22 protein-coding genes are annotated in these 20,176 nt (G+C 71.3%); 2 read left to right on the top strand and 20 right to left on the bottom strand.

All coding sequences use genetic code 11. The features are described 5' to 3' along the window. Positions 1–101: 101 nt before the first annotated feature. The 15 genes from rarD to MNY60_RS03155 form a co-directional block, all read right to left on the bottom strand. Positions 102–1,001: an EamA family transporter RarD gene (rarD, locus tag MNY60_RS03225; protein ID WP_242333668.1), complete on the bottom strand. Its 900-nt coding sequence runs from the start codon at positions 999–1,001 to the stop codon at positions 102–104. Continuing rightward, complete coding sequence (locus MNY60_RS03220) at positions 998–1,945, bottom strand: DMT family transporter (protein ID WP_242333672.1); 948 nt, start codon at positions 1,943–1,945, stop codon at positions 998–1,000. The genes rarD and MNY60_RS03220 overlap by 4 nt, the downstream gene beginning before the upstream one ends. Before the next feature lie 80 nt (positions 1,946–2,025). Continuing rightward, positions 2,026–2,658, bottom strand: a complete 633-nt coding sequence (locus tag MNY60_RS03215) for a LysE family translocator (protein WP_242333675.1) — start codon at positions 2,656–2,658, stop codon at positions 2,026–2,028. A gap of 13 nt (positions 2,659–2,671) precedes the next feature. Further along, complete coding sequence (locus MNY60_RS03210; RefSeq protein WP_242333678.1) at positions 2,672–2,986, bottom strand: AzlD domain-containing protein; 315 nt, start codon at positions 2,984–2,986, stop codon at positions 2,672–2,674. Beyond that, the gene (locus MNY60_RS03205; RefSeq protein WP_242333681.1) at positions 2,983–3,699 is read right to left on the bottom strand and encodes an AzlC family ABC transporter permease; all 717 of its coding nucleotides are present in this window, start codon (positions 3,697–3,699) and stop codon (positions 2,983–2,985) included. The genes MNY60_RS03210 and MNY60_RS03205 overlap by 4 nt, the downstream gene beginning before the upstream one ends. Positions 3,700–3,754: 55 nt before the next feature. Continuing rightward, positions 3,755–4,477 (bottom strand): ABC transporter ATP-binding protein, encoded by a 723-nt coding sequence (locus MNY60_RS03200; protein WP_242333684.1) that lies wholly within the window; start codon positions 4,475–4,477, stop codon positions 3,755–3,757. Then, complete coding sequence (locus MNY60_RS03195; RefSeq protein WP_242360022.1) at positions 4,474–5,283, bottom strand: ABC transporter ATP-binding protein; 810 nt, start codon at positions 5,281–5,283, stop codon at positions 4,474–4,476. The genes MNY60_RS03200 and MNY60_RS03195 overlap by 4 nt, the downstream gene beginning before the upstream one ends. Beyond that, complete coding sequence (locus tag MNY60_RS03190) at positions 5,280–6,326, bottom strand: branched-chain amino acid ABC transporter permease (RefSeq protein WP_242333690.1); 1,047 nt, start codon at positions 6,324–6,326, stop codon at positions 5,280–5,282. The genes MNY60_RS03195 and MNY60_RS03190 overlap by 4 nt, the downstream gene beginning before the upstream one ends. After that, complete coding sequence (locus MNY60_RS03185) at positions 6,326–7,261, bottom strand: branched-chain amino acid ABC transporter permease (protein ID WP_242333693.1); 936 nt, start codon at positions 7,259–7,261, stop codon at positions 6,326–6,328. Before MNY60_RS03185 ends, MNY60_RS03190 begins: the two co-directional genes overlap by 1 nt. An 89-nt stretch (positions 7,262–7,350) precedes the next feature. Beyond that, positions 7,351–8,529, bottom strand: a complete 1,179-nt coding sequence (locus MNY60_RS03180; protein ID WP_242353532.1) for an ABC transporter substrate-binding protein — start codon at positions 8,527–8,529, stop codon at positions 7,351–7,353. Positions 8,530–8,757: 228 nt separating this feature from the next. Next, a complete protein-coding gene (locus tag MNY60_RS03175; protein WP_242353530.1) occupies positions 8,758–9,999 on the bottom strand; it encodes a DcaP family trimeric outer membrane transporter in 1,242 nt (413 codons plus the stop codon). 209 nt (positions 10,000–10,208) lie between these two features. Continuing rightward, positions 10,209–11,129, bottom strand: coding sequence for a DMT family transporter (locus MNY60_RS03170; protein WP_374109394.1), 921 nt, complete (start codon positions 11,127–11,129; stop codon positions 10,209–10,211). A gap of 104 nt (positions 11,130–11,233) precedes the next feature. Then, complete coding sequence (locus tag MNY60_RS03165) at positions 11,234–11,971, bottom strand: amino acid ABC transporter ATP-binding protein (RefSeq protein WP_242333705.1); 738 nt, start codon at positions 11,969–11,971, stop codon at positions 11,234–11,236. Beyond that, on the bottom strand, positions 11,968–12,684 hold the full coding sequence (locus MNY60_RS03160; RefSeq protein WP_242353518.1) for an amino acid ABC transporter permease: 717 nt from the start codon (positions 12,682–12,684) through the stop codon (positions 11,968–11,970). The genes MNY60_RS03165 and MNY60_RS03160 overlap by 4 nt, the downstream gene beginning before the upstream one ends. A 30-nt stretch (positions 12,685–12,714) precedes the next feature. Then, positions 12,715–13,494 (bottom strand): transporter substrate-binding domain-containing protein, encoded by a 780-nt coding sequence (locus MNY60_RS03155; RefSeq protein ID WP_242333711.1) that lies wholly within the window; start codon positions 13,492–13,494, stop codon positions 12,715–12,717. Positions 13,495–13,660: 166 nt separating this feature from the next. On the opposite strand from MNY60_RS03155, the gene MNY60_RS03150 reads away from it, so the two are divergent. Further along, a complete protein-coding gene (locus tag MNY60_RS03150) occupies positions 13,661–14,716 on the top strand; it encodes a methionine ABC transporter ATP-binding protein (RefSeq protein ID WP_242333714.1) in 1,056 nt (351 codons plus the stop codon). Then, positions 14,685–15,362, top strand: coding sequence for a methionine ABC transporter permease (locus MNY60_RS03145; RefSeq protein WP_242333717.1), 678 nt, complete (start codon positions 14,685–14,687; stop codon positions 15,360–15,362). The genes MNY60_RS03150 and MNY60_RS03145 overlap by 32 nt, the downstream gene beginning before the upstream one ends. Before the next feature lie 101 nt (positions 15,363–15,463). On the opposite strand, the gene MNY60_RS03140 is transcribed toward MNY60_RS03145, so the two are convergent. The 5 genes from MNY60_RS03140 to MNY60_RS03120 all read right to left on the bottom strand — a co-directional run bounded on the left by MNY60_RS03140 (position 15,464) and on the right by MNY60_RS03120 (position 20,175). Then, a complete protein-coding gene (locus MNY60_RS03140; RefSeq protein WP_242360021.1) occupies positions 15,464–16,258 on the bottom strand; it encodes a MetQ/NlpA family ABC transporter substrate-binding protein in 795 nt (264 codons plus the stop codon). 118 nt (positions 16,259–16,376) lie between these two features. Then, positions 16,377–17,537, bottom strand: coding sequence for a benzoate/H(+) symporter BenE family transporter (locus MNY60_RS03135; protein WP_242360020.1), 1,161 nt, complete (start codon positions 17,535–17,537; stop codon positions 16,377–16,379). A 97-nt stretch (positions 17,538–17,634) separates the two neighbouring features. Then, entirely contained in the window at positions 17,635–18,348 is a 714-nt protein-coding gene (locus MNY60_RS03130; RefSeq protein WP_242333726.1) for an ABC transporter ATP-binding protein, read from the bottom strand. Continuing rightward, positions 18,348–19,109 (bottom strand): ABC transporter ATP-binding protein, encoded by a 762-nt coding sequence (locus MNY60_RS03125; RefSeq protein ID WP_242333729.1) that lies wholly within the window; start codon positions 19,107–19,109, stop codon positions 18,348–18,350. The genes MNY60_RS03130 and MNY60_RS03125 overlap by 1 nt, the downstream gene beginning before the upstream one ends. Then, positions 19,096–20,175: a branched-chain amino acid ABC transporter permease gene (locus MNY60_RS03120; RefSeq protein WP_242360019.1), complete on the bottom strand. Its 1,080-nt coding sequence runs from the start codon at positions 20,173–20,175 to the stop codon at positions 19,096–19,098. Before MNY60_RS03120 ends, MNY60_RS03125 begins: the two co-directional genes overlap by 14 nt. Position 20,176: the final 1 nt, after the last annotated feature.

Below are 20,176 nucleotides of genomic sequence, written 5' to 3'. Positions count from 1 at the left end.
TCGATCCGCCTTCGAGCACGCCCCGAGCTCGGCGGCAACGCTCGGGAGGATTCTCCCTGGCCGGCGAGCGTCTCTTCACGGGGCCCGACGGTCGCGTCCCGTCACCCCGCCTGACGCCGAGCCAGCGCGAGCGCCTCGAACGAGTAGATCGCGAGCGAGAGCCAGATGCAGCCGAAGGTCAGGGCGTGCGCCGCGGAGAACGGCTCCCGGAAGACGAGCACGGCGATGGCGAACTGGACGGTCGGGTTCACGTACTGGAGGAGCCCGATCGTGGAGAGCCGGAGCCGCTGGACGCCGAGGGCGAACAGCATGAGCGGGATCGCGGTCACCACCCCGCTCGCGGCGAGGAAGATCGTCACGCGTGCGCTCGCGCCGAGGTGGCCCGCGTGCGCGGCCCCCAGCGCCGCGAGGTAGATCGCCGCGACGGGCGTGAGGAGCGCCACCTCCCCGAGGAGCCCGGCGGTCGCGTCCACCCGCACCCGCTTGCGGATGAGCCCGTACAGCCCGAAGGTCAGCGCGAGGGCCAGCGCGACCCACGGGAACGTCCCGGCGCGGACGACGAGCGCGACCACGCCCAGGGCCGCGAGGATCACCGCGATCCGCTGCGCGCGCGTGAGCGGCTCCCGCAGAAACACCACGCCGAGGACCACCGAGACGAGCGGGTTCACGAAGTAGCCGAGGCTCGCCTCCAGGACGCGCCCCGCGTTCACGGCCCAGACGTAGACGAGCCAGTTGGCCGAGATGAAGAGCGCGCTCGCGGCGAGGCTCGGAAGCGTCCCCGGCGCGCGGAGCTGCCGGAGGACGTCCGCCCAGCGCCGCTTCAGCGTCACGAGCGCCGCCACGAACAGCGTCGAGCAGACGATGCGGTAGGCTAGGATCTCGGGGGCGGGCACGCCGGCGAGGGCGTGGAAGTAGAGCGGGAACAGCCCCCACATGAGATACGCGGCCGCGGCGTAGCCGACCCCAGCCGCGCCGCGGGACCCTTCCGCGGGGACCGTCACCGGGACGCCGCCTCGACGCGCGAGAGGAGCAGCACGGCGCCGAGGATGAGCGCCCCGCCCGCGGCGCGCACGAGGGTCACCTGCTCGCCGAGCAGGACGGCGGCGAGGACGAGCGTGGTCACGGGCTCGAGGGTCGAGTAGACGGAGGCCCGCACCGGACCGAGCCGCTCGAGCCCGGCCAGGAAGAACGCGACGGCGAGCACGGTGCAGATCACCGCGATGGCGAGGACCGCGGCCCAGCCCACCGGCGTCCGCGGCAGCTGCGGGCCGCGCAGCAGGACCACGCCCGCGAAGACCACCGCCGCGGCCGAGCTGACCACCGTGGTCGAGGCGGTCGGCGTGATGCCGGCCGGGAGCCGGCCGCCGGTGAGGATGTAGACCGAGTAGATGAGCGCCGCGAGCACGCCGAAGAAGATCCCGAGCGGCGACCCGTCCACCGCCCGCCCGATGGTGAGCAGGCTCCCGAGGAGCGCCATGACGATGGCGACGAGCTGCGCGCCGGAGAGCGGGTGGCGGAGGACGACGCGCGCCAGGATCGCGACGAGGGCCGGGTAGAGGTACAGGAGCAGCGCCGCGAGCCCGGCCGACGCGAGGCTCACCGCGGTGAAGTACGAGAACGCCTGCCCGGCGTACCCGATCGCCCCCATGCCGACGAGCATGGCGAGCCCCTTGCCCCGCGGGACCCGGGCGCCGCGGAGCGCGAGCACGATCCACATGAGGGCGGCGGCGATCGTGAAGCGGAGCAGGAGGAGCGTCGAGGTGTCCACGCCCGACGCGTAGGCGAGGCGCGCGAAGATGGGCAGCGTGCCGAAGCTCACCGCGGACGCCGCCACGTAGGCGACCCCCAGCGCCGTGCCGCGCCCGCGCGGAGGCCGCGCGGGGGCCCCCGGCGGCACTGCCGCCGCGGGGTCCATCACCGTTCGCTCGGGCTCGGTCGCGGGCACGGCGCGAGGACATATCAGCCCGCGCGGAGCGGGGCAAAGGGCGCGGATCGCGACGGGCTCGGCCCAGGCGAGCAACGCCGTCACCGCGCGAGCGCGCTCAGCGCGCCGAGGCCCACGTAGATCGCGCCGCTCAGGTAGCGCTCCCTGCGCGCGAACGCGGGGTTCCGGCGCAACCAGCCCCCGAGCCCACCGGCGACGAGCACGTAGCCGCTGTCGGTGACGACGGCGAGCGCCACGAAGAGGAGGCCCAGGGCCAGGACCTGCGCCGCCATCGACGCGCGCGCGGGATCCGCGAACTGGGGCAGGAAGGCGAGGAAGAAGAGCGCCGTCTTGGGGTTGAGCGCGGCCACCAGGAAGCCCTGGCGGAGGATCGAGCGCGGCGCGGCGGGCGCCGCCCCTGCGTCCGCGGCCCCCAGCGAACCGCCGCGGTCGAGCACCCGGCGAACGCCGAGGAGCACGAGGTAGGCGGCCCCGAGGTACCTCACGAAGGAGAAGGCCACCGGCGACGACGCGAGCAGCGCCGCCAGGCCGAGCGCGGCCGCGGCGGCGTGGACGGTGTTCCCGAGCCCCACCCCCAGCACCGACAGGAACCCGGCGCGCCGGCCGAGGCTCATGCTGCGCGCCACGATGAACAGCACCGCCGGGCCGGGCGTGAGCGTGAGGGCGAGCGTGGCGGCGACGAAGAGCGCGAGCTTCTGCGGGGGGATGACCATCGCGGCGCGCTCGTCAGGCCAGGGCCTGCAGGGTCCACAGCACCGCCATCCCGACCGCGATGGTGAGGACCACGTTCCGCGTGCGCCACGCGACGAGGGCCGCGACGACGCCCGCCACGAGCCGGAGGTTCCCGGGGCGCAGGTCGAGCGCGCCGTCGCGCACGAGCAGCTCCGGGAAGACGATCGCCGAGAGCACGGCGGGCGGGACGAAGCGCAGCGCGTGGGTGACGATGGGCGGCAGCTCCACCTTCCCGAGGAGCAGGATGAAGGAGAGCCGGATCGCGAAGGTGACGAGCCCGGCGACGGCGAGGGCGGGCAGCCAGCTCATGCCCGCCTCGCGTCCACGAACAGCCCGACGAGGATCCCCACCAGCGCGGCGAGCACCAGGCCGAGCTTGTAGGGCAGCCCCACCACCATGACCGCGAGGAGGCCGGCGGCGATCGCGGCGGCGGCGGCCGCCACGTCCTTCAGCGCCGGGATGACGAGCGCGATGAAGGTGAGGGCGAGGGTGAAGTCGAGCGACCAGCTCCGCGGCACGGCCGCGCCGAGGAACACCCCCGCGGCGGTGCTGGCCTGCCAGGCGGCCCAGAGGGTCACGCCGGCCCCGAGGAAGTACCAGTGGAGGTGCGGCGCGACGTCGGGCCGGTCGCCGTCGCGCGCGTAGCGCGAGGCCGCGACGGCGTAGGCCTCGTCGGTGAGGAGGTAGGCGAGGAGCACCTTCCAGCCGGTCCCGAGGTGCTTGAGGCGCGGCGCGACCGAGGCGCTGTACAGCGCGTGGCGCAGGTTCACGACGAACACCGTCACGACGAGGACCACCGCCGGCGTGCCCTCGCGGATGAGCTGCGTCGCGATGAACTGCGCCGACCCGGCGAACACCACCGACGACATCGCCTGGGCGGTGAGCGCGGGGAGCCCCGCGCCGAGCGCGAGCAGGCCGTAGATCATCCCGAAGGGCGCGACGCCGAGCAGGATGGGGAGCTCGTCGCGGCAGCCGGCCAGGAACTCCCGGCCCTGCGCCGAGCGTGGTGAGGCGATGGACATCCCCGGAAGATAGCCTCCCGGCGCGCGCGTGGACACACCGCGCGCGCGTGGCCCGTCACTCCCCGAGATACGCCTTGCGGACCTCCGGCGAGGCGAGCAGCTCCTTGCCGGTCCCCTGCATCACGACGTTGCCGGTCTCGAGCACGTAGGCCCGGTGCGCGAGCTGGAGCGCCTTGTGGGCGTTCTGCTCGACGAGGAGCAGCGAGACGCCGGAGGCGTTCACCTCGCGCAGCACGCTGAAGATGCGCTCGACGACCTGCGGCGCGAGCCCCAGGGACGGCTCGTCGAGCAGCATCAGCTTGGGCCGGCTCATGAGCGCGCGGGCGACGGCCAGCATCTGCTGCTCGCCGCCCGAGAGCGTGCCCGCCACCTGGTTGCGGCGCTCGGCGAGGATGGGGAAGAGCGAGAACTGCCGCTCGGCGTCCTGGGCGATCCCGGCCCGGTCGCTCCGGAGGTACGCGCCGAGGTCGAGGTTCTCGCGCACCGTGAGGTTGAGGAAGATCCCCCGCCCCTCCGGCGCGTGGGCCATGCCGCGCGCCACGAGCGCGTGCGAGGGGAGCCGCGTGACGTCCTCCCCCTTGAAGTGGATCGCGCCGGTGCTCGGCTTGAGCATCTTCGACACGGCGCGGAGGGTGGTGGTCTTGCCCGCGCCGTTCGCGCCGATGAGCGCCACGACCTGGCCCTGCGAGACCTCGAGGGAGACCCCGCGCAGCGCCTCGATGGCGCCGTAGTGGACCCGCAGGTCCTTCACCTGGAGGATGAGGCCGTCGCCGCTCATCGCGCGCCCTCCGGGGTGATCGCGATGTGCTTCTCCTCGAGGTACGCGTCGCCGAGGTAGGCCTCGATCACCTTCGGGTTCTTCCGGATGGCCTCGGGCTTGCCCTGCGCGATGGTCACGCCGTGGTCGAGCACGAGGAGCCGCTCGGAGACGCCCATCACGAGCCGCATGTCGTGCTCGATGACGAGGATCGAGATGCCGAACCGATCGCGGATGTTGCGGATGAGCTGCATGAGCTCGACCTTCTCGGCGGCGTTCATGCCGGCCGCCGGCTCGTCGAGGCAGAGCACCTTCGGGCCGGTCGCGAGCGCCCGGGCGATCTCCAGCCGGCGCTGCTCGCCGTAGGGCAGGTTGCGGGAGATCTCGTCGCGCCGGTGCGAGAGCCCCATCACCTTCAGGTACTCCTCGGCGCGGGAGAGGATGCGGGACTCCTCGGTGCGGTGGCGCGCGGTGAGGAACAGCGCGTCGAAGAAGCCGCTCGTCGCCCGCGCGTGGCAGGCGACCCGGACGTTGTCGAGCGCGGTGAGCTGCTTGTAGAGGCGGATGTTCTGGAAGGTGCGGGCGACGCCCTTCCCGCAGATCTCGTGCGGGCGCTGGGCGTTCACGAGCTCGCCGGACACCCGGACCTCGCCCTCGCTGGGCGTGTAGACGCCGGTGATGGCGTTGAAGGCGGTGGTCTTGCCGGCGCCGTTCGGGCCGATGAGGCCGACGAGCTCGCCGGGCTCCATCACCAGGTTGAACTCGGAGAGGGCCTTGAGCCCCCCGAACCGCATGGTGACCGACTTCGCCTCGAGGGGCGCGCTCATACGACCCCCTTGGTCGAGTCGTCGCGGACCTCGGTCGGCGAGGCGCCGGCGGGTCCCGTCGCGGCGAGCTGCCGGGTCCGGAACAGCCGGCGGACGATGGCGAGGTCCCAGATCTCCCGCGTCCCGAAGATCCCCTGCGGGCGGAGCAGCATGAGCGCGATGAGGAGGATCGCGTAGACGACCATGCGGTAGGCCTGGAACTCGCGGAGCAGCTCCAGCGCGATGGTGAGGGTGCAGGCGGCGACGATCGAGCCCGTGATGGAGCCGAGGCCGCCGAGCACCACCATCACCACCACCTCGATGGAGCGGACGAAGGTGAACATGCGCGGCGTGGCGAGCAGGATGGCGTGCGAGATGAGCGCGCCGGCGAGGCCGGCGTACGCGGCCGAGATGACGAACGCCCGCACCTTGTAGCCGGTGGTGTCCACGCCCATCGCCTCGGCCGCGACCTCGTCCTCGCGGATGGCGAACAGCGCCCGGCCCTGGGTCGAGACCGCGAGCCGGCGCGCCATCACCACGGTGGCGATGGCCGAGACGCCCACCCACACGAGGTTGGTCCGCGGGGGCAGGCCGGAGAGGCCCGTCGCCTGCCCGAGGGTCTTCATGTTCTCGATGACGGAGCGGATGATCTCGCCGAACCCCAGCGTGACGATGGCGAGGTAGTCGCCGCGCAGGCGCAGGGAGGGCATGCCCACCAGGAAGCCGGCGAGCGCCGCGGTGGCCATGCCCGCGCTGAGCGCCAGGGCGAAGATGGCCTGATCGGAGAAGGCCTGCGGGACGAAGGGGAGGTCCACGCCCACGAGCCCGGTGGTGATCTTCGCGGCGGTGTACGCGCCCACCGCCATGAACCCGGCGTGCCCGAGCGAGAACTGCCCGGTGAAGCCGTTCACCACGTTGAGCGAGACCGCCAGCACGACGTTCACGCCGACGCTCACCAGGATGAGCGCGTAGTCGGGCGGCGTCACCGACTGGATGGCGAAGAGGACGGGCAGCCCCAGTAGGAAGGGCAGGATCGACCGGAACACTGCCTTCGCGCGCGCCACTATACCTTCTCCACGGTGACGCGGCCGAAGAGGCCGGCTGGGCGGATCAGCAGCACGAGGATGAGCACCGTGAACGCGATGGCGTCGCGGTAGGACGAGTCCGTGTAGCCGGCGACGTACTCCTCGGTGAGCCCGAGCAGGAGCCCGCCCGCCATGGCGCCGGGGACGCTCCCGATGCCTCCGAGCACCGCCGCCACGAACGCCTTGAGCCCGGAGATGAGGCCGAAGAGCGGCTCGATCTTGGGGCGCGAGGAGGCGTTGATGATGCCTGCCGCCGCGGCGAGCGCGCTGCCCAGCATGAAGGTCCAGGAGATGATCCGGTTCACGGGGATCCCCATGAGGCCGGCGACCTGCGGATCGAAGGAGACGGCGCGCATCGCGGTGCCGAAGCGCGTGCGGTAGACGATGAACTGGAGCACGAGCATCAGCCCGAGCGCGACCCCGAGCCCGAGCAGATCGATCTTGGGCATCGTCGCGCCGAGGACCTCGATGGAGCGCTCGCCGCCGAAGTCGATGAGCGGCGGGAAGAAGCGCGGGCTCGGGCCGGGCGGGAACTGCACCGGGGTGCGGATCCAGGGCGACAGCTGGAACCCGTACTCGAGCAGGAACGAGACGCCGATGGCCGTGATGAGCGCGGTCAGCCGCGCCCGGTGGCGGAGCGGCCGGTAGGCGAAGCGCTCGATCACGAACCCGAGCAGCGCGCACGCGATCATCGCGCCCAGCGTGACGTACGCCGCCCGGAAGAACGACGGCTCGCCTCCCCCGCCGACGATCCCCAGGTAGTAGCCCGAGAACGCGCCCACCATGTAGACGTCGCCGTGGGCGAAGTTGATGAGCTTCAGGACGCCGTACACCATCGTGTAGCCGAGCGCGATCAGGGCGTAGATCGTCCCGACGGAGAGGCCGTTCACGAAGTGCTGAAGGAACTCGGTCACGCGGGCCACCCGGGGAAATGGGGTGCGACACCATAGAGAAGGGAAGGGGCCTCGATCAACCCCTCCCCTTCTCTACGGAAGGCGGAGCCCTACGGCTCGACGGTCGTGACGTACTTCGGGGTGTTCTTCTCGATGCCGATCACGACGGCCGACTTCACGGCGTTGTGATCCGCGTCGAGCGTGATGTTGCCCGCCACGCCGTGGAAGCCCTTCGTCTGCTCGATGGCGTCGCGGATCGCCGGGCCCGTGAGGTCCTTGGCGCGGTTCATGGAGTCGATGGCGACGAGGGCCGCGTCGTAGCCGAGGGCGGCGAGCGCGTCCGGCACGGAGCCGTAGGTGTCCTTGTACTTCTTCACGAAGTTCTGGACCCGCGGGTCCGGGTTCTCGTGGGTGTAGTGGTTCGAGAAGTACGAGCCGTCGAGCGCGCCCTGGGCGATCTCGTACAGCTTGGCCGAGTCCCAGCCGTCGCCGCCGGCGAGGGGACCCTTGAATCCCAGCTCGCGGGCCTGGCGGCCGATGAGCGCGACGTCGGTGTAGTAGGCGGGGACGTAGATGAGCTGGGGGTTCTTGTTCTTGATGGCGGTGAGCTGGGCCTTGAAGTCCTGGTCACCGGCCTTGAAGCTCTGGTCGCTCACGACCTCGCCGCCGAGCTCCTTGAACTTGGCGGAGAAGTAGTCGGCGAGGCCGACCGAGTAGTCGTTCCCGACGTCGCGGAGGATGGCCACCCGCTTCAGCTTCAGGTTCTCGTGGGCGAACTTCGCCATCACGGTGCCCTGGAACGGATCGATGAAGCAGACGCGGAAGACGTAGGGCCGGGTCTTCGTGCCGTCCTTCGTGACGCGCGGGTTCGTCGAGGTCGGGGAGATCTGCGGGACCTTGTTGGTGTCCGCGATCGGCGCGATCGCGAGCGAGCGGCTGGAGGCCACCTCGCCGAGGAGCACCGCGACCTTGTCCTGCACGATGAGGCGCGTCGCGGCGACCGCGGCCTCCTCGGGCTTGCCCTGGTCGTCATACGTCTTGAGCGCGAGCTTCTTGCCCTTCACGCCGCCGTTCGCGTTCGCCTCGGCGATCGCGAGCTTGATGGCGTTGTCCGTCGACTCGCCGAACGTCGCCTGCTCGCCGGTGAGGGACGCGACGTGCCCGATGAGGATCGTGTCCGACGGTGCCGCCGCCTGCTGCTGACCCGCAGCGGCGGGTTCCTGCTTCTTCTCGCAACCGGCTACGGCCAGGACCAGTGCCGAAACCGCCAACGCTCGCGCGAAACGCATGGGAGCCTCCAGGGGTGAAGAAACGGAAGCTTCCGTCATACAGAACGCATTTGTCATGGGCAATGTGCAACGCGCTTCCTGGCCCGCGGCGCCGTCCCGGGCGGTGCTCGTTTCGCGGGCACCCTCCTCACCCCCGGTTCTTTGCGCACCGCGCCGAGGTGACGACGAAAACGAGGGGGGCGGCGGCCTCGCTCGGCCACCGCCCCCCTCGGAAACCACCCGCCCCGCCTAGAAGAAGGTGTAGCGAGCGAGCGCGTTGACGCGGTGCTGCGTGCCCACGTCGTTGGACGGATCGGCGAGGGCCGCGGCGAAGACGGTCCGGCGGCCGTAAGCGTACTCGAGGCCGAGCTCGACGTTCTTCACCGGGCTGTAGAACGAGTTCACGTAGCCGGCGTCGATGCGCTTGTTCGACAGGGGATCGCCCAGCTCGGCCGCGAGCGCGTCGTCCTTGTCGAAGAACGTCTGGGTCCAGATGAGGTTCGAGCGGAAGGTGGGCGACCAGTTGTGGGTGAGGCCCACGTGGTACGCGACCGCGCTCCACAGCTCGATGTCGTTCCCCACGAACGCGGCGCCCTGGAACAGCGTCGTGAACATGTAGCGGCCGATGCCGTCGCCGCCCTGGACCGACCACACCACGCTGTCCAGCTTGCCGAGCTTCACGCTGCCGGAGACGCCGGCGCCCCAGGCCCAGCGGCTGTCGTGCACGCCGGCCGCGGTGCGGCCCTGGTACTCGAAGGTCACGGCGCGCAGGTTCAGGTGGCCGAGCGAGAACGGGACCGTGAGGTTCGCGGAGACGTCCGGGTAGCGGTCGAACTCGCGCCCGACGGTGAGCGTCCCGGGAGCCTTCTCCGTGTTGAGCACCAGGCTCTGCGGGTTCTCGAGGGCGACCGCGAGGGTCGGCCCGCCGAAGTTGGCGGTGTAGCGGACGCCGGGCGAGCGGGTCAGCGCGAACGCGCCGTGCGGGTTGAAGTCCACGGTGTCGGGGAGCGACCCGAGATCCATGAAGTTGGCCCAGGTCTGGCCGACGAGGAACCCGGCGTACTCGCCGTAGGCGTGGCGGATGCGGAAGTTCGTGCCGTTGGTGGTCGCCTCGGTGGAGTAGTTGAAGGCGGACGGCGAGTTGAAGTCGCCCTCGACGCGGACCACGAGGTTGCCGTGGTCGGTCGGCGTGGTGGTGGTGAGGCCGACGCGCGACGTGCGGGCGGTCACGTACAGGCGGTCCTTGTCGCGCTCGCCGCGGTCGAGCGGCTGGAACTCGAGGAAGGACGCCCAGTCGTCGCCGCGGATGTCCTCGTCGGCGCCGCTGAAGTCGTAGGTGGCGTCGAGCTCGACGAAGCCGTTGAGCTTGAGCGTGGTGTTGGTGCCGGGGATCTTGAACTCACCGGGCTTCGCGTCCTGGGCGTGGCCGGCGGCGGGCATGGCGAGCGCCGCGCTCACCAGGGCGATCGCCCTGAGCTTCGAGAAGTTCATCGTGCCTCCATTACGTTGGGTGATGCACCTCAGTACCGGGCTGCAGAGTGCGCGGCATTGAAGCACAATCGGAGGCTCCCGTTCACCCGCCTCGCGCTTTTTTCTCGAAGGGCAAGCAACCGCGCGTCACGACGACGACGCGCCGCGCAAGTGAAAGCCGAGGGTTGCGTGCGATCAAGGACGGCGCGTCAGCGCGCCGCGACCCGGCCTCACGCCTGTCCGGCGGAGCCCGGCGCCATCGGGGACGCCGAGGAGGCGGCGGCGCGCACCGGCGCTCCGGTCGCGAGCCAGGAGCCGGCGAGGATGAGCAAGAACCCGATGACCGTGCCCGCCGTCAGCGGCTCACCCAGCACGGCGACCCCCGCGGCTACGGCGACCGCCGGATTGACGTACGCGACCACGGTGGCCCGCACCGGCCCGACCTCGGCGATGAGCCGGAAGAAGAGCACGAAGGCGAGCGCCGTGCAGAGCACCCCGAGCACGACCACCGAGAGGATCGCCTCGATCGACGGCAGCGCGGCGGGGAGCTGGGCGATCCCGAACGGCGCGTACCCCACGGCGCCCAGCACGAGCGACACCGCCACCACGTCCAGGGTCCGCACGTCGGTGAGGCGCCGGGACACGACCATGGGGCCCACCGCGTAGCCGATCACCACGAGCACCATCTCGCCCACCGCGCGCAGGTCTCCCCCGCGCACGTCGAGGCCGAGCAGCGCGACCACGCCCGCGAGCCCGACCCAGAGCCCGGCGAGACGGCGTCCTCCGAGCGGCTCGGGGACCCCGCTCAGGCGGGCCAGCACGACGCCGACCAGCGGCACCGACGCGACGAGGAGGCCCGCGAGGGAGCTCGGCAGGTGGCGCTCGGCGTCGGAGAGCAGGAGCCACGGGACCGCGAGCTCCGCCACGGTGAACAGCACGATGGGGCGCCAGCGCGGCAGGAGGGCGCGCAGGTCGCCCCGGGAGAGGAGCACCACCGGCAGGAGGACGAGCGCGCCGATGGCGGTGCGCAGGAAGACGAGGCTCGCCGGGGTGATCTCCCGGACCGCGACCTTGATGAGCAGGTACGGGATCCCCCAGATCACGCACAGCGCGACGAACAGCAGCCAGCCTCGACGGGACAAGGGTGCCACCCTCCTCGCCTCCGGGACCCCGGACGCTCGAGGCACGTGTACCGGAATCCGGGCCTCGACGCTCGCGCGGAGATGCACGGGGCCCGTGCACGGATGCACGCCCGTCAGGTCCGCTTGACCCGCTGCAGGAACTGCCGCGTCCGCTCGTGGCGCGTGCGCTGGAAGACGTCCTCGGCCGCGCCCTCCTCCACGATGCGCCCCTCGTCCATGAAGATCACGCGCTGGGCGACCTCGCGCGCGAAGCCCATCTCGTGGGTGACGACGAGCATCGTCACGCCGTCGCGGGCGAGGCCGCGCATCACGTCGAGGACCTCGCCCACGAGCTCCGGGTCGAGCGCCGAGGTCGGCTCGTCGAAGAGGATGACGTCGGGCTCGAGCGCGAGCGCCCGGGCGATGCCGACCCGCTGCTGCTGGCCGCCGGAGAGCTGGGACGGGAAGTAGGAGAGCCGGTTCGAGAGACCGACGCGCGCGAGGACCCGCTCGCTCGCGGCGCGGGCCTCGGCGCGCGGGAGCTTCCTCACCACGAGGAGCCCCTCCATCACGTTCTCGAGCGCGGTCTTGTTGCGGAACAGGTGGTAGTGCTGGAACACCATGGCGGTCCGCCGCCGCAGCGCCGCCGCCTCCGCCTTCGTGGCCCGGTGGGCGTCCACGGTGAGATCGCCGACGCGGATCGTCCCGCCGTCCGGGCGCTCGAGGAAGTTCACGCAGCGCAGCAGCGTGGACTTGCCGGAGCCGCTCGGCCCGAGGATGACGACGGACTCGCCCTCGTGGACCTCGAGGCTCACGCCCCGCAGGGCTGGCACGCCGTTGAACGCCTTCGTGACGTCGCGGAGCTCGATCATGCCGGCGAGAGCCCCTCGTACCGCCTCACCCGGCGCTCCAGCACCGCCATGCCCCGCTCGATGCCGATGCAGATGACCCAGTAGACGAGCGCGGCCACCAGGTAGACCTCGAAGAACTGCAGCCCGCGCGCCGCCTGGATCTTCGCCTCCCCCATGAGCTCCACCACCGACACGAGGAAGGCGAGCGAGGTGTCCTTGAGCAGCGCGATGACGGTGTTCCCGAGGCTCGGCAGGGCGATGGTGAGCGCCTGGGGGAGCACGATCCGGCGCATGCCTTGCCAGCGCGTCATCCCCACCGAGAGCGCCGCCTCCATCTGCCCCCGGTCGATCGCCTCGATCGCCGCGCGGAAGGTCTCGGAGGCGTAGGCCCCGACGTTCAGCGTGAACGCGAGGTAGATGAAGGCGATGGCCGGGATGCTGCTCACGTCGAGGGACCAGCCGTAGCGGTCGCCGAGGTGGTTCAGCACCTTCGGCAGGCCGTAGTAGGCGAGGTAGATCTGCACGAGGAGCGGCGTGCCGCGCATGAACGAGACGTAGAGCGCCGCCACGTGCCGGAGCACCGGGACGCGGGAGATCCGGACGAGGGCGGTGGCGAGCGCGAGCGGCAGCGCCAGGCTCATCGACACCACGGTCACGTTCAGGGTGACCGGCAGCGCCCGCAGGAGCGCGGGCACCACCGACACCATGAAGGGATAGTCGAGCAGCGGCTCCATGCCGGCGGCGTCCACGGGCGGGAGGGAGCGCTAGCGCGTGTAGTCGGCGCCGAACCACTTCACGGAGAGCTTCGCGAGCGTGCCGTCCCGCTTGGCCGCGGCGATGGCCGCGTCGAGGCGCTTCACGAGCGCCTCGCCCTCCGGCCCCTTGCGGACCACGAAGTGCGAGGGGACGAGCGCGAGCGGCGCCCCGACCAGCTTCACGGGGAGCGCGAGCTTCTTGACGTTGTACCCCACCGTCAGGCGGTCGTTCACGGTCGCGTCGAGGCGGCCCGCGACGATGTCCTGGAGGACGGTGGTGAGGGTCCCGTCGTAGTACTTGATGTCGATGGGCGGGGTGTGGCTCGCGTTGTAGGCCTCGAGCAGCTTGCTGTAGTTGCTGCCGACGCCGGTGCCGACCTTCAGGCCCGCGAGGCTCTCGAGCCCGGAGAACGTCCCGGCGCGCCCTTCCTTGACGATGATCTGTGCGCCGGAGACGAGGTAGTCGTCGGTGAAGAGGTACTTCTTCTCGCGCTCGGGCGTCTTGCCGATCTGGTTCGCGACCAGGTCGAACTTCCGCGAGTCGAGCCCGAGGAAGATGCTGTCCCACGGCGTCGGGGCGAACACCGGCTCGAGCCCGGCGCGCCGCGCGATCTCCCGGACGACCTCGACGTCGTAGCCGGTGAGCTTCCCGTCGGCGTCCTGGAACGTGAACGGAGCGTAAACACCCTCGGTGCCGACCTTGAGGGTCTGGGCCGGCGCCGCACGGGCGACGCCGGCGAGCGCGAGGAGTGCGGTGGCGAGGAGCGGGATCGTCCGGACGGCTCTCATGTGGGAGGTCTCCTTCCGTGATAACGGATGCTCATCCTATAGGGGAGATCGAGGCGCCGGGCAACGCGCCGATCGCCCCGCGGAGCCTGCCACGCCGGCCGGCCTCGCGCCGCGGGGGCTCCTCCAGTATAACGGACACCCCGCGTCCAGCCCCCCGCGAAGCACGATGATCGAGCTCCGAGACCTCACGAAGACCTTCCACGCCGAGGGCGGCCCCGTCCACGTCCTCAAGGGCGTCTCCCTCGCCATCCCCAGGGGCGAGGTGTTCGGCGTCATCGGCCGCAGCGGCGCCGGCAAGAGTACGCTCGTCCGCTGCATCAACCTCCTCGAGCGGCCCACGTCGGGTCGCGTGGTGGTCGAGGGCCGGGAGATCACCGCGCTCCGAGGCCGGGCCCTGCGCGAGGCGCGCCACGCGATCGGGATGATCTTCCAGCACTTCAACCTGCTCTCCTCGCGGACCGCCCTCGACAACGTCGCCCTCCCCCTCGAGCTCGCCGGCCGCTCGCGCGCGGACGCGCGCGCCGCCGCGGCGCCGCTCCTGGAGCTGGTCGGGCTCGCGGGCAAGCACGGCCGCTACCCCGCCGAGCTGTCCGGCGGGGAGAAGCAGCGGGTCGGCATCGCGCGGGCGCTCGCCTCGGAGCCGTCGGTGCTGCTCTGCGACGAGGCCACCTCGGCGCTCGACCCCGAGACCACGCAGGCGATCCTCACCCTGCTCCGCGACATCAACCGGAAGCTCGGGCTCACCATCGTCCTCATCACGCACGAGATGCCGGTCATCAAGGAGATCTGCGACCGGGTGGCGGTGCTGGAGCACGGCGAGATCGTGGAGCTCGGCCCCGTCTTCGACGTCTTCACCTCGCCGACCGCCGAGGTGACCCGGCGCTTCGTCCGCGACCTCGTGGACCGGGCCCTCCCGGCGAACCTCGTCGCGCGCCTGGCGGCGCCGCCCGAGGCCGGCGGCAACCCGGTGCTCCGGATCGTCTTCCGCGGGCCGTCGGCGAACACGCCCGTGATGGCCGAGGTCGTCCGCCGGTTCGGGATCCTGCTCAACATCCTGCAGGCGCAGGTCGACTACATCCAGGGTGAGCCGTACGGGAACATCATCGTCGAGGCGATCGGGCGCGCCGAGGACGTCGCGGCCTCCCTCGAGTTCATCCGCAGCAAGGACCTGAAGGTGGAGGTGCTCGGCCATGTCGCCGGCGATGCTCGGGCTGTTGCTTGACGCGTTCCTCGAGACCCTGCTCATGGTGGCCGTGTCGTCCACCCTGGCGGCGCTCGTCGGCGTGCCGCTGGGCGTCGTCCTGGTCGCCACGAGCCCCGGCCACATCCGGGAGCACCCCCTGCTGAACCGGGTGCTGGGCGCGGTGGTGAACGCCGGCCGCTCGACGCCGTTCATCATCCTGCTCGTGGCCATCATCCCGTTCACGCGGCTCCTCGTCGGCACCTCCATCGGCACGGCGGCGGCCATCGTGCCGCTGACGATCGCGGCCATCCCGTTCGTGGCCCGGCTCGCCGAGGCGGCGCTCCGCGAGGTGGACCCCGGCCTCATCGAGGCCGCGCAGGCCATGGGGGCCTCGCCGATGCAGATCGTGACGAAGGTCCTCGTCCCGGAGGCGCTCCCCGGCCTCGTCGCGGCCCTCACCATCACGGTCGTGAACCTGATCAGCTACTCGGCCATGGCCGGCGCCGTCGGCGGCGGCGGGCTCGGCGACCTCGGCATCCGCTACGGCTACCAGCGCTTCCTGCCGGAGGTCATGCTCGCGGTGGTGGTCGTCCTCATCGTGCTCGTGCAGGGGGTCCAGTCGGTCGGTGATCGCGTGGCGCAGCGGCTCAACAAGCGGCTCGTGCGCTCGCGGCCGAACGCCTAGGCGCCGCGGGGCGGAGGCGGTTCGGGCGCCTTCGACGAAGAGAGGCCCGCCCCAAACCCAGGGGACGGGCCTCGGCTCCGCCGGCGACGCTCCGCTCGGCCCTACCAGCCCGGGACCACGACGCCCGGCCACTTCGTGTCGATGAGCTTGCGCACCTCCGCCGAGTGGTAGGCGGCGACGAGCTTCTTCACCCACGGCTTGTCCTTGTCCGCCTGCCGCACGACGAGGAGGTTCACGTACGGCGAGTCCTTCGCCTCGCGGGCGATGGCGTCCTTGGCCGGGTCGAGCTTCCCCTGGATCGCGTAGTTCGTGTTGATGACGGCGGCGGACACGTCGGGGAGGAAGTTCGGGAGCTGGGCGGCGTCCGCCTCCACGATCTTCACGTTCTTCTTGTTCTCGACGATGTCGATCGCCGTCGGGGTGATGCCGCTGCCGGGGCGGAGCTTCAGGACCCCGTTCGCCTGCAGGAGCAGGAGCGCCCGGCCTCCGTTCGACGGATCGTTGGGGATGGCGATCTTGGCGCCCTGGGGCAGCTCCGCGAGCGACTTGATCTTGCGGGAGTACACGCCCATCGGGAAGACCACGCTCTTCGCCACGCCGACGAGCTTGTAGCCGCGCGCCTTCACCTGCTCGTCGAGGTACGGCTGGTGCTGGAACGAGTTGGCGTCCAGGTCGCCCTGGTCGAGCGCCGGGTTCTGCTGGGCGTAGTCCGAGAGCTCGATGACCTTGAGCTCGATGCCGTCCTTCGCGACGAGCGTCTTCACCAGCTCGGCGATCTCGGCGTGAGGCCCGTTCTCCACGCCGAGCTTGATGACCTGCCCCGCCGCAGCGGGGCGGGCGCCCAGCGCGCAGAGCGCGAGCACGGCGGCGGCGAGGGTGCGGATGGTGCGCTTCATGAGTTCCTCTCCTGGGCGGCCGGGGCCGCGCGTCGATGCGACCCCGTCTTCCTAAATGACGGACGTGCGTCCGGTCAAGCGGATAACGCCGGGGGGCTCCGCGCGCGGCTCCGCTCGGCTAACGGCGGAGCGCGAGGAGCGCGATCACGCCGGCCACGAGCCCCCAGAAGGCCGACCCGATCCCGAACAGCGAGACCCCGGAGGCGGTGACGAGGAACGTGAGGAGGGCCGGCTCCCGATCCGACTCGTCACGCACCGCCGCCGCGAGTCCAGCGCCGATCGTGTTCACGAGCGCGAGCCCCGCCACCGCCATCACGAGCTCCTTCGGGAACGCCGCGAACACGGCGCCCACCGTGGCGCCGAAGAGGCCGGTGAGCAGGTAGAAGCCGCCGGCGGCCACGGCGGCCACGTAGCGCCGGTCCTTGTCCGGGTGAGCCTCGTGCCCCATGCAGAGGGCCGCCGTGATCGCGGCGAGGTTGAACGTGTAGCCGCCGAAGGGCGCGAGGAGGACGGTGGTCGCGCCGGTCCAGCCGATGAGGGGCGACACCGGCGTGTCGCCGTACCCGGCCGCGCGCATCACGGCGACCCCCGTCACGTTCTGCGAGGCCATGGTGACGACGAAGAGCGGGATCGCCACGCCGACGAGGGCGCTCGTGCTGAAGGTCGGCGCCGTGAGCACCGGGCGCGTGAGCTCGAGGTGCACGCCCGACAGCCCGAGCAGCCCCAGGGCCGCCGCCACGGCGACGCCCACCGCGAGCACGCCCACCACCGCGTAGCGGGGCCAGAGCCTGCGGCCGACGAGGTAGGCCGCGACCATGGCGAGCGCGAGGCCGAGCTGCGTCCTCATCGCCACGAAGGTGTCCATCCCGAACCGGAGCAGGACCCCGGCCAGCATCCCGGCGGCGATCGGCATCGGGATGCGCGACATGCCGCGCTCGAACCAGCCGGTGACGCCGAAGAGGAGCAGGAGCGCCCCGCAGACGAGGAAGGCGCCGACGGCGGCCGACATCGGCAGGCCGGCCGCGCTGGTCGCGAGGAGCGCCGCCCCGGGCGTGGACCAGGCGGTGACCACCGGCACGCGGTAGCGCAGCGACAGGCCGATGCAGGTGAGCCCCATCCCCAGCCCGAGCGCCCACATCCAGGAGGCGATCTCCGCGGGGCCGGCCCCGCAGGCCCTCGCCGCCTGGAACACGATCACCGCGGAGCTGGTGTAGCCGACGAGGACCGTGACGAAGCCCGCCACGACGGCGGACGCCGAGAGATCGCGGAGGAAGCGCATGGCCCGGCAATGTAGCCCAGCGGCGCGCCGGCGCCGATGGCGAGACGTCAGCGAGTGAAGCGGATCCCGCGCGCGGGGGCGCAGGCCGCGAGCCACCTCACGCGTGCGCCTCGCCGAGGTACGCGTGGCGCACGCGATCGTCCTTCAGGAGGTCCTTGCCCGGCCCGTGGAAGGTGATGCGGCCCGTCTCGAGGACGTAGCCGTAGTCGGCAATCTCGAGCGCCGCCTTCGCGTTCTGCTCGACGAGCAACACGGTGACCCCCTCCGCGTTGATGGCCTTCACGATGTCGAAGATCATCTTCACGATGAGCGGGGCGAGGCCGAGCGACGGCTCGTCCATCATCAGGAGCCGGGGACGGGTCATGAGCGCGCGCCCCACCGCGAGCATCTGCTGCTCGCCGCCGGAGAGCGTGCCGGCCTTCTGGCTCACCCGCTCCTTCAGGCGCGGAAACAGCCCGAACACCTTCTCGCGGTCGGCGGCGATGCCCGGCTTGTCGGACCGCGAGTAGGCGCCGAGCGTCAGGTTCTCGTCCACCGTGAGGTTCGGGAAGACGTGGCGGCCCTCGGGGACGAGGCACACGCCGCGGGACACGATGTCCTTGGTGGGGAGCCCGGTGAGCACCTCGCCGTTCCAGGTGACGGTCCCGCGCGACGGCTTCACGAGCCCGACGATGGACTTGAGGGTGGTGCTCTTGCCCGCGCCGTTCGCGCCGATGAGGCTCACGATGGAGCCGTCGGGCACGTCGAGCGCGATGCCCTGGAGCGCGTGGATGCCGCCGTAATGAGCGGAGAGCTGCTCGACCTTCAGCATCACTGGGCTCCCAGGTACGCTTCGATGACCTTGGGGTCGTTCTGGATCGCGGCCGGATCGCCCTGGGCGATCGTCTGCCCGTACTCGAGGACGTAGATGCGGTGGCAGACCCCCATCACCACCTGCATGTGGTGCTCGATGAGGAGGATGGTCAGGCCGAACTGATCGCGGATCCGCCGGATGAAGTGCATGAGCTCGAGGGACTCCTGCGGGTTCATGCCGGCCGCGGGCTCGTCGAGCAGCAGCATCGTCGGCCGCGTCGCGAGGGCGCGCACGATCTCGAGGCGCCGCTGCTTCCCGTAGGGGAGGCTCGTGGCGAGCTCGTCCGCGTTCGACTCGAGGCCCACCTCGCGCAGCAGGTCGAGGGCGAACGCGCGGGCCTCGGCGTCCCGGCGGCGATAGCCCGGCAGGTGGAGCGTCGCCTCGAAGACGTTGGGGCGGAGCCGCAGGTGGCAGCCGACGAGGACGTTCTCGAGGACCGACATCTCCTTGAAGAGCCGGATGTTCTGGAACGTCCGCGCGACCCCGCGCCTGGCGATCTCGTGGCGCGGCATGCCGGTGATGTCCTCGCCGGCGAAGAGCACCCTCCCCTCCGTGGGCGTGTTCATCCCGGTGATCACGTTGAAGGCGGTGGTCTTCCCGGCGCCGTTCGGCCCGATGAGGCCGACGATCTCGTCCTTCTCGATGCGGACCTCGAGGCGGGAGACGGCGGTGAGGCCGCCGAACCGCATGGTGACGCGCTCGGTGCTAAGCAACGCCATGCGTCCCCCCGTCGGTGCCGGCCGGCCCGCTCCTCCGCCACGGCAGCCTCGCCCTCGACAGCATCGCCCACGAGAACTCGCGGCTGCCCATGAGCCCGCGCTGCCGGAAGATCACGACCGCCATCAGCAGCGCCGAGAACACCACCATGCGCAGGCCCGGGCGCGCGTCGAGCTGGAAGACGCCGAGGTCGAGGGGGCCGTCCAGGAAGCGGAGCGCCTCCATGAGGATCGTCACCGCGATGGAGGCGATCACCGAGCCGGTGATGGAGGCCATCCCGCCGAGCACGACCACGAGCAGGATGTTGAACGTCAGCATGAACGTGAACATCTTCGGGTCGATGGTGGTGAGCAGGTGGCCGAGGAGCGCGCCGCCGACTCCCGCCATGAAGCTCGAGACGGTGAAGCTCACCACCTTCGTGCGGAACACGTTCACGCCCATCGCCCCGGCGGCGATCTCGTCGTCCCGCACCGCCTTGAGCGCCCGCCCGTAGGCCGAGCGCGTGAGGAGGATCATGAAGAGGACGGACAGCGCGGCGCAGCCCCAGACCTCCCAGGTCCCGGCGAACTTGGGCAGCCCCTTGAGCCCCAGGGCGCCGTTCGTGATCGGCTGCGCGTTGGTGAGGACGACGCGGATGATCTCGGCGAAGCCGAGGGTGGCGATGGCGAGGTAGTCGTCCCGGAGGCGCAGCGCCGGCGCCGCGATGACGAACCCGAGCCCCGCCGCGACGAGCCCCGCCACCACGAGCGCCGGGATGAAGGGGATCGAGAGGTGCGCGAGCCACGGCGCGATGGGCTCGAGGAAGAAGTTCATCTCCTTCTGCTCGGCGGTCATCGTGAGCAGGGCGCTCGTGTAGGCGCCGACCGCCATGAAGCCCGCGTGGCCCAGCGAGAAGAGGCCGGTGAACCCGTTCACGAGGTTCAGGGAGAGCGCCAGCACGACGTAGATGCCGCACAGGTCGAGGACGCGCAGGGCGAAGGCGTCGAAGGTGGCGTCGGCGACGCCGAGGAACACGGCGAAGGCGGCGACGGCCGCGAGCGTGTAGAGGTGCGTGCGCTTCGGCTTCATG

Origin of the sequence: Anaeromyxobacter sp. SG17 (assembly GCF_022690695.1) — a bacterium.
GTDB lineage: Bacteria > Myxococcota > Myxococcia > Myxococcales > Anaeromyxobacteraceae > Anaeromyxobacter > Anaeromyxobacter soli.
The sequence above is the reverse complement of the archived record's forward strand: the minus strand, read 5'-3'. Positions and strand labels throughout refer to the sequence as shown.

Bases quoted from the DNA above. Each gene is read 5' to 3' on its own strand.
- MNY60_RS03215 (WP_242333675.1), bottom strand. From the start codon at position 2,658: ATGGTCATCCCCCCGCAGAAGCTCGCGCTCTTCGTCGCCGCCACGCTC.
- MNY60_RS03210 (WP_242333678.1), bottom strand. From the start codon at position 2,986: ATGAGCTGGCTGCCCGCCCTCGCCGTCGCCGGGCTCGTCACCTTCGCG.
- MNY60_RS03205 (WP_242333681.1), bottom strand. From the start codon at position 3,699: ATGTCCATCGCCTCACCACGCTCGGCGCAGGGCCGGGAGTTCCTGGCC.
- MNY60_RS03200 (WP_242333684.1), bottom strand. From the start codon at position 4,477: ATGAGCGGCGACGGCCTCATCCTCCAGGTGAAGGACCTGCGGGTCCAC.
- MNY60_RS03195 (WP_242360022.1), bottom strand. From the start codon at position 5,283: ATGAGCGCGCCCCTCGAGGCGAAGTCGGTCACCATGCGGTTCGGGGGG.
- MNY60_RS03180 (WP_242353532.1), bottom strand. From the start codon at position 8,529: ATGCGTTTCGCGCGAGCGTTGGCGGTTTCGGCACTGGTCCTGGCCGTA.
- MNY60_RS03175 (WP_242353530.1), bottom strand. From the start codon at position 9,999: ATGAACTTCTCGAAGCTCAGGGCGATCGCCCTGGTGAGCGCGGCGCTC.
- MNY60_RS03165 (WP_242333705.1), bottom strand. From the start codon at position 11,971: ATGATCGAGCTCCGCGACGTCACGAAGGCGTTCAACGGCGTGCCAGCC.
- MNY60_RS03160 (WP_242353518.1), bottom strand. From the start codon at position 12,684: ATGGAGCCGCTGCTCGACTATCCCTTCATGGTGTCGGTGGTGCCCGCG.
- MNY60_RS03155 (WP_242333711.1), bottom strand. From the start codon at position 13,494: ATGAGAGCCGTCCGGACGATCCCGCTCCTCGCCACCGCACTCCTCGCG.
- MNY60_RS03150 (WP_242333714.1), top strand. From the start codon at position 13,661: ATGATCGAGCTCCGAGACCTCACGAAGACCTTCCACGCCGAGGGCGGC.
- MNY60_RS03145 (WP_242333717.1), top strand. From the start codon at position 14,685: ATGTCGCCGGCGATGCTCGGGCTGTTGCTTGACGCGTTCCTCGAGACC.
- MNY60_RS03140 (WP_242360021.1), bottom strand. From the start codon at position 16,258: ATGAAGCGCACCATCCGCACCCTCGCCGCCGCCGTGCTCGCGCTCTGC.
- MNY60_RS03135 (WP_242360020.1), bottom strand. From the start codon at position 17,537: ATGCGCTTCCTCCGCGATCTCTCGGCGTCCGCCGTCGTGGCGGGCTTC.
- MNY60_RS03130 (WP_242333726.1), bottom strand. From the start codon at position 18,348: ATGCTGAAGGTCGAGCAGCTCTCCGCTCATTACGGCGGCATCCACGCG.
- MNY60_RS03125 (WP_242333729.1), bottom strand. From the start codon at position 19,109: ATGGCGTTGCTTAGCACCGAGCGCGTCACCATGCGGTTCGGCGGCCTC.
- MNY60_RS03120 (WP_242360019.1), bottom strand. From the start codon at position 20,175: ATGAAGCCGAAGCGCACGCACCTCTACACGCTCGCGGCCGTCGCCGCC.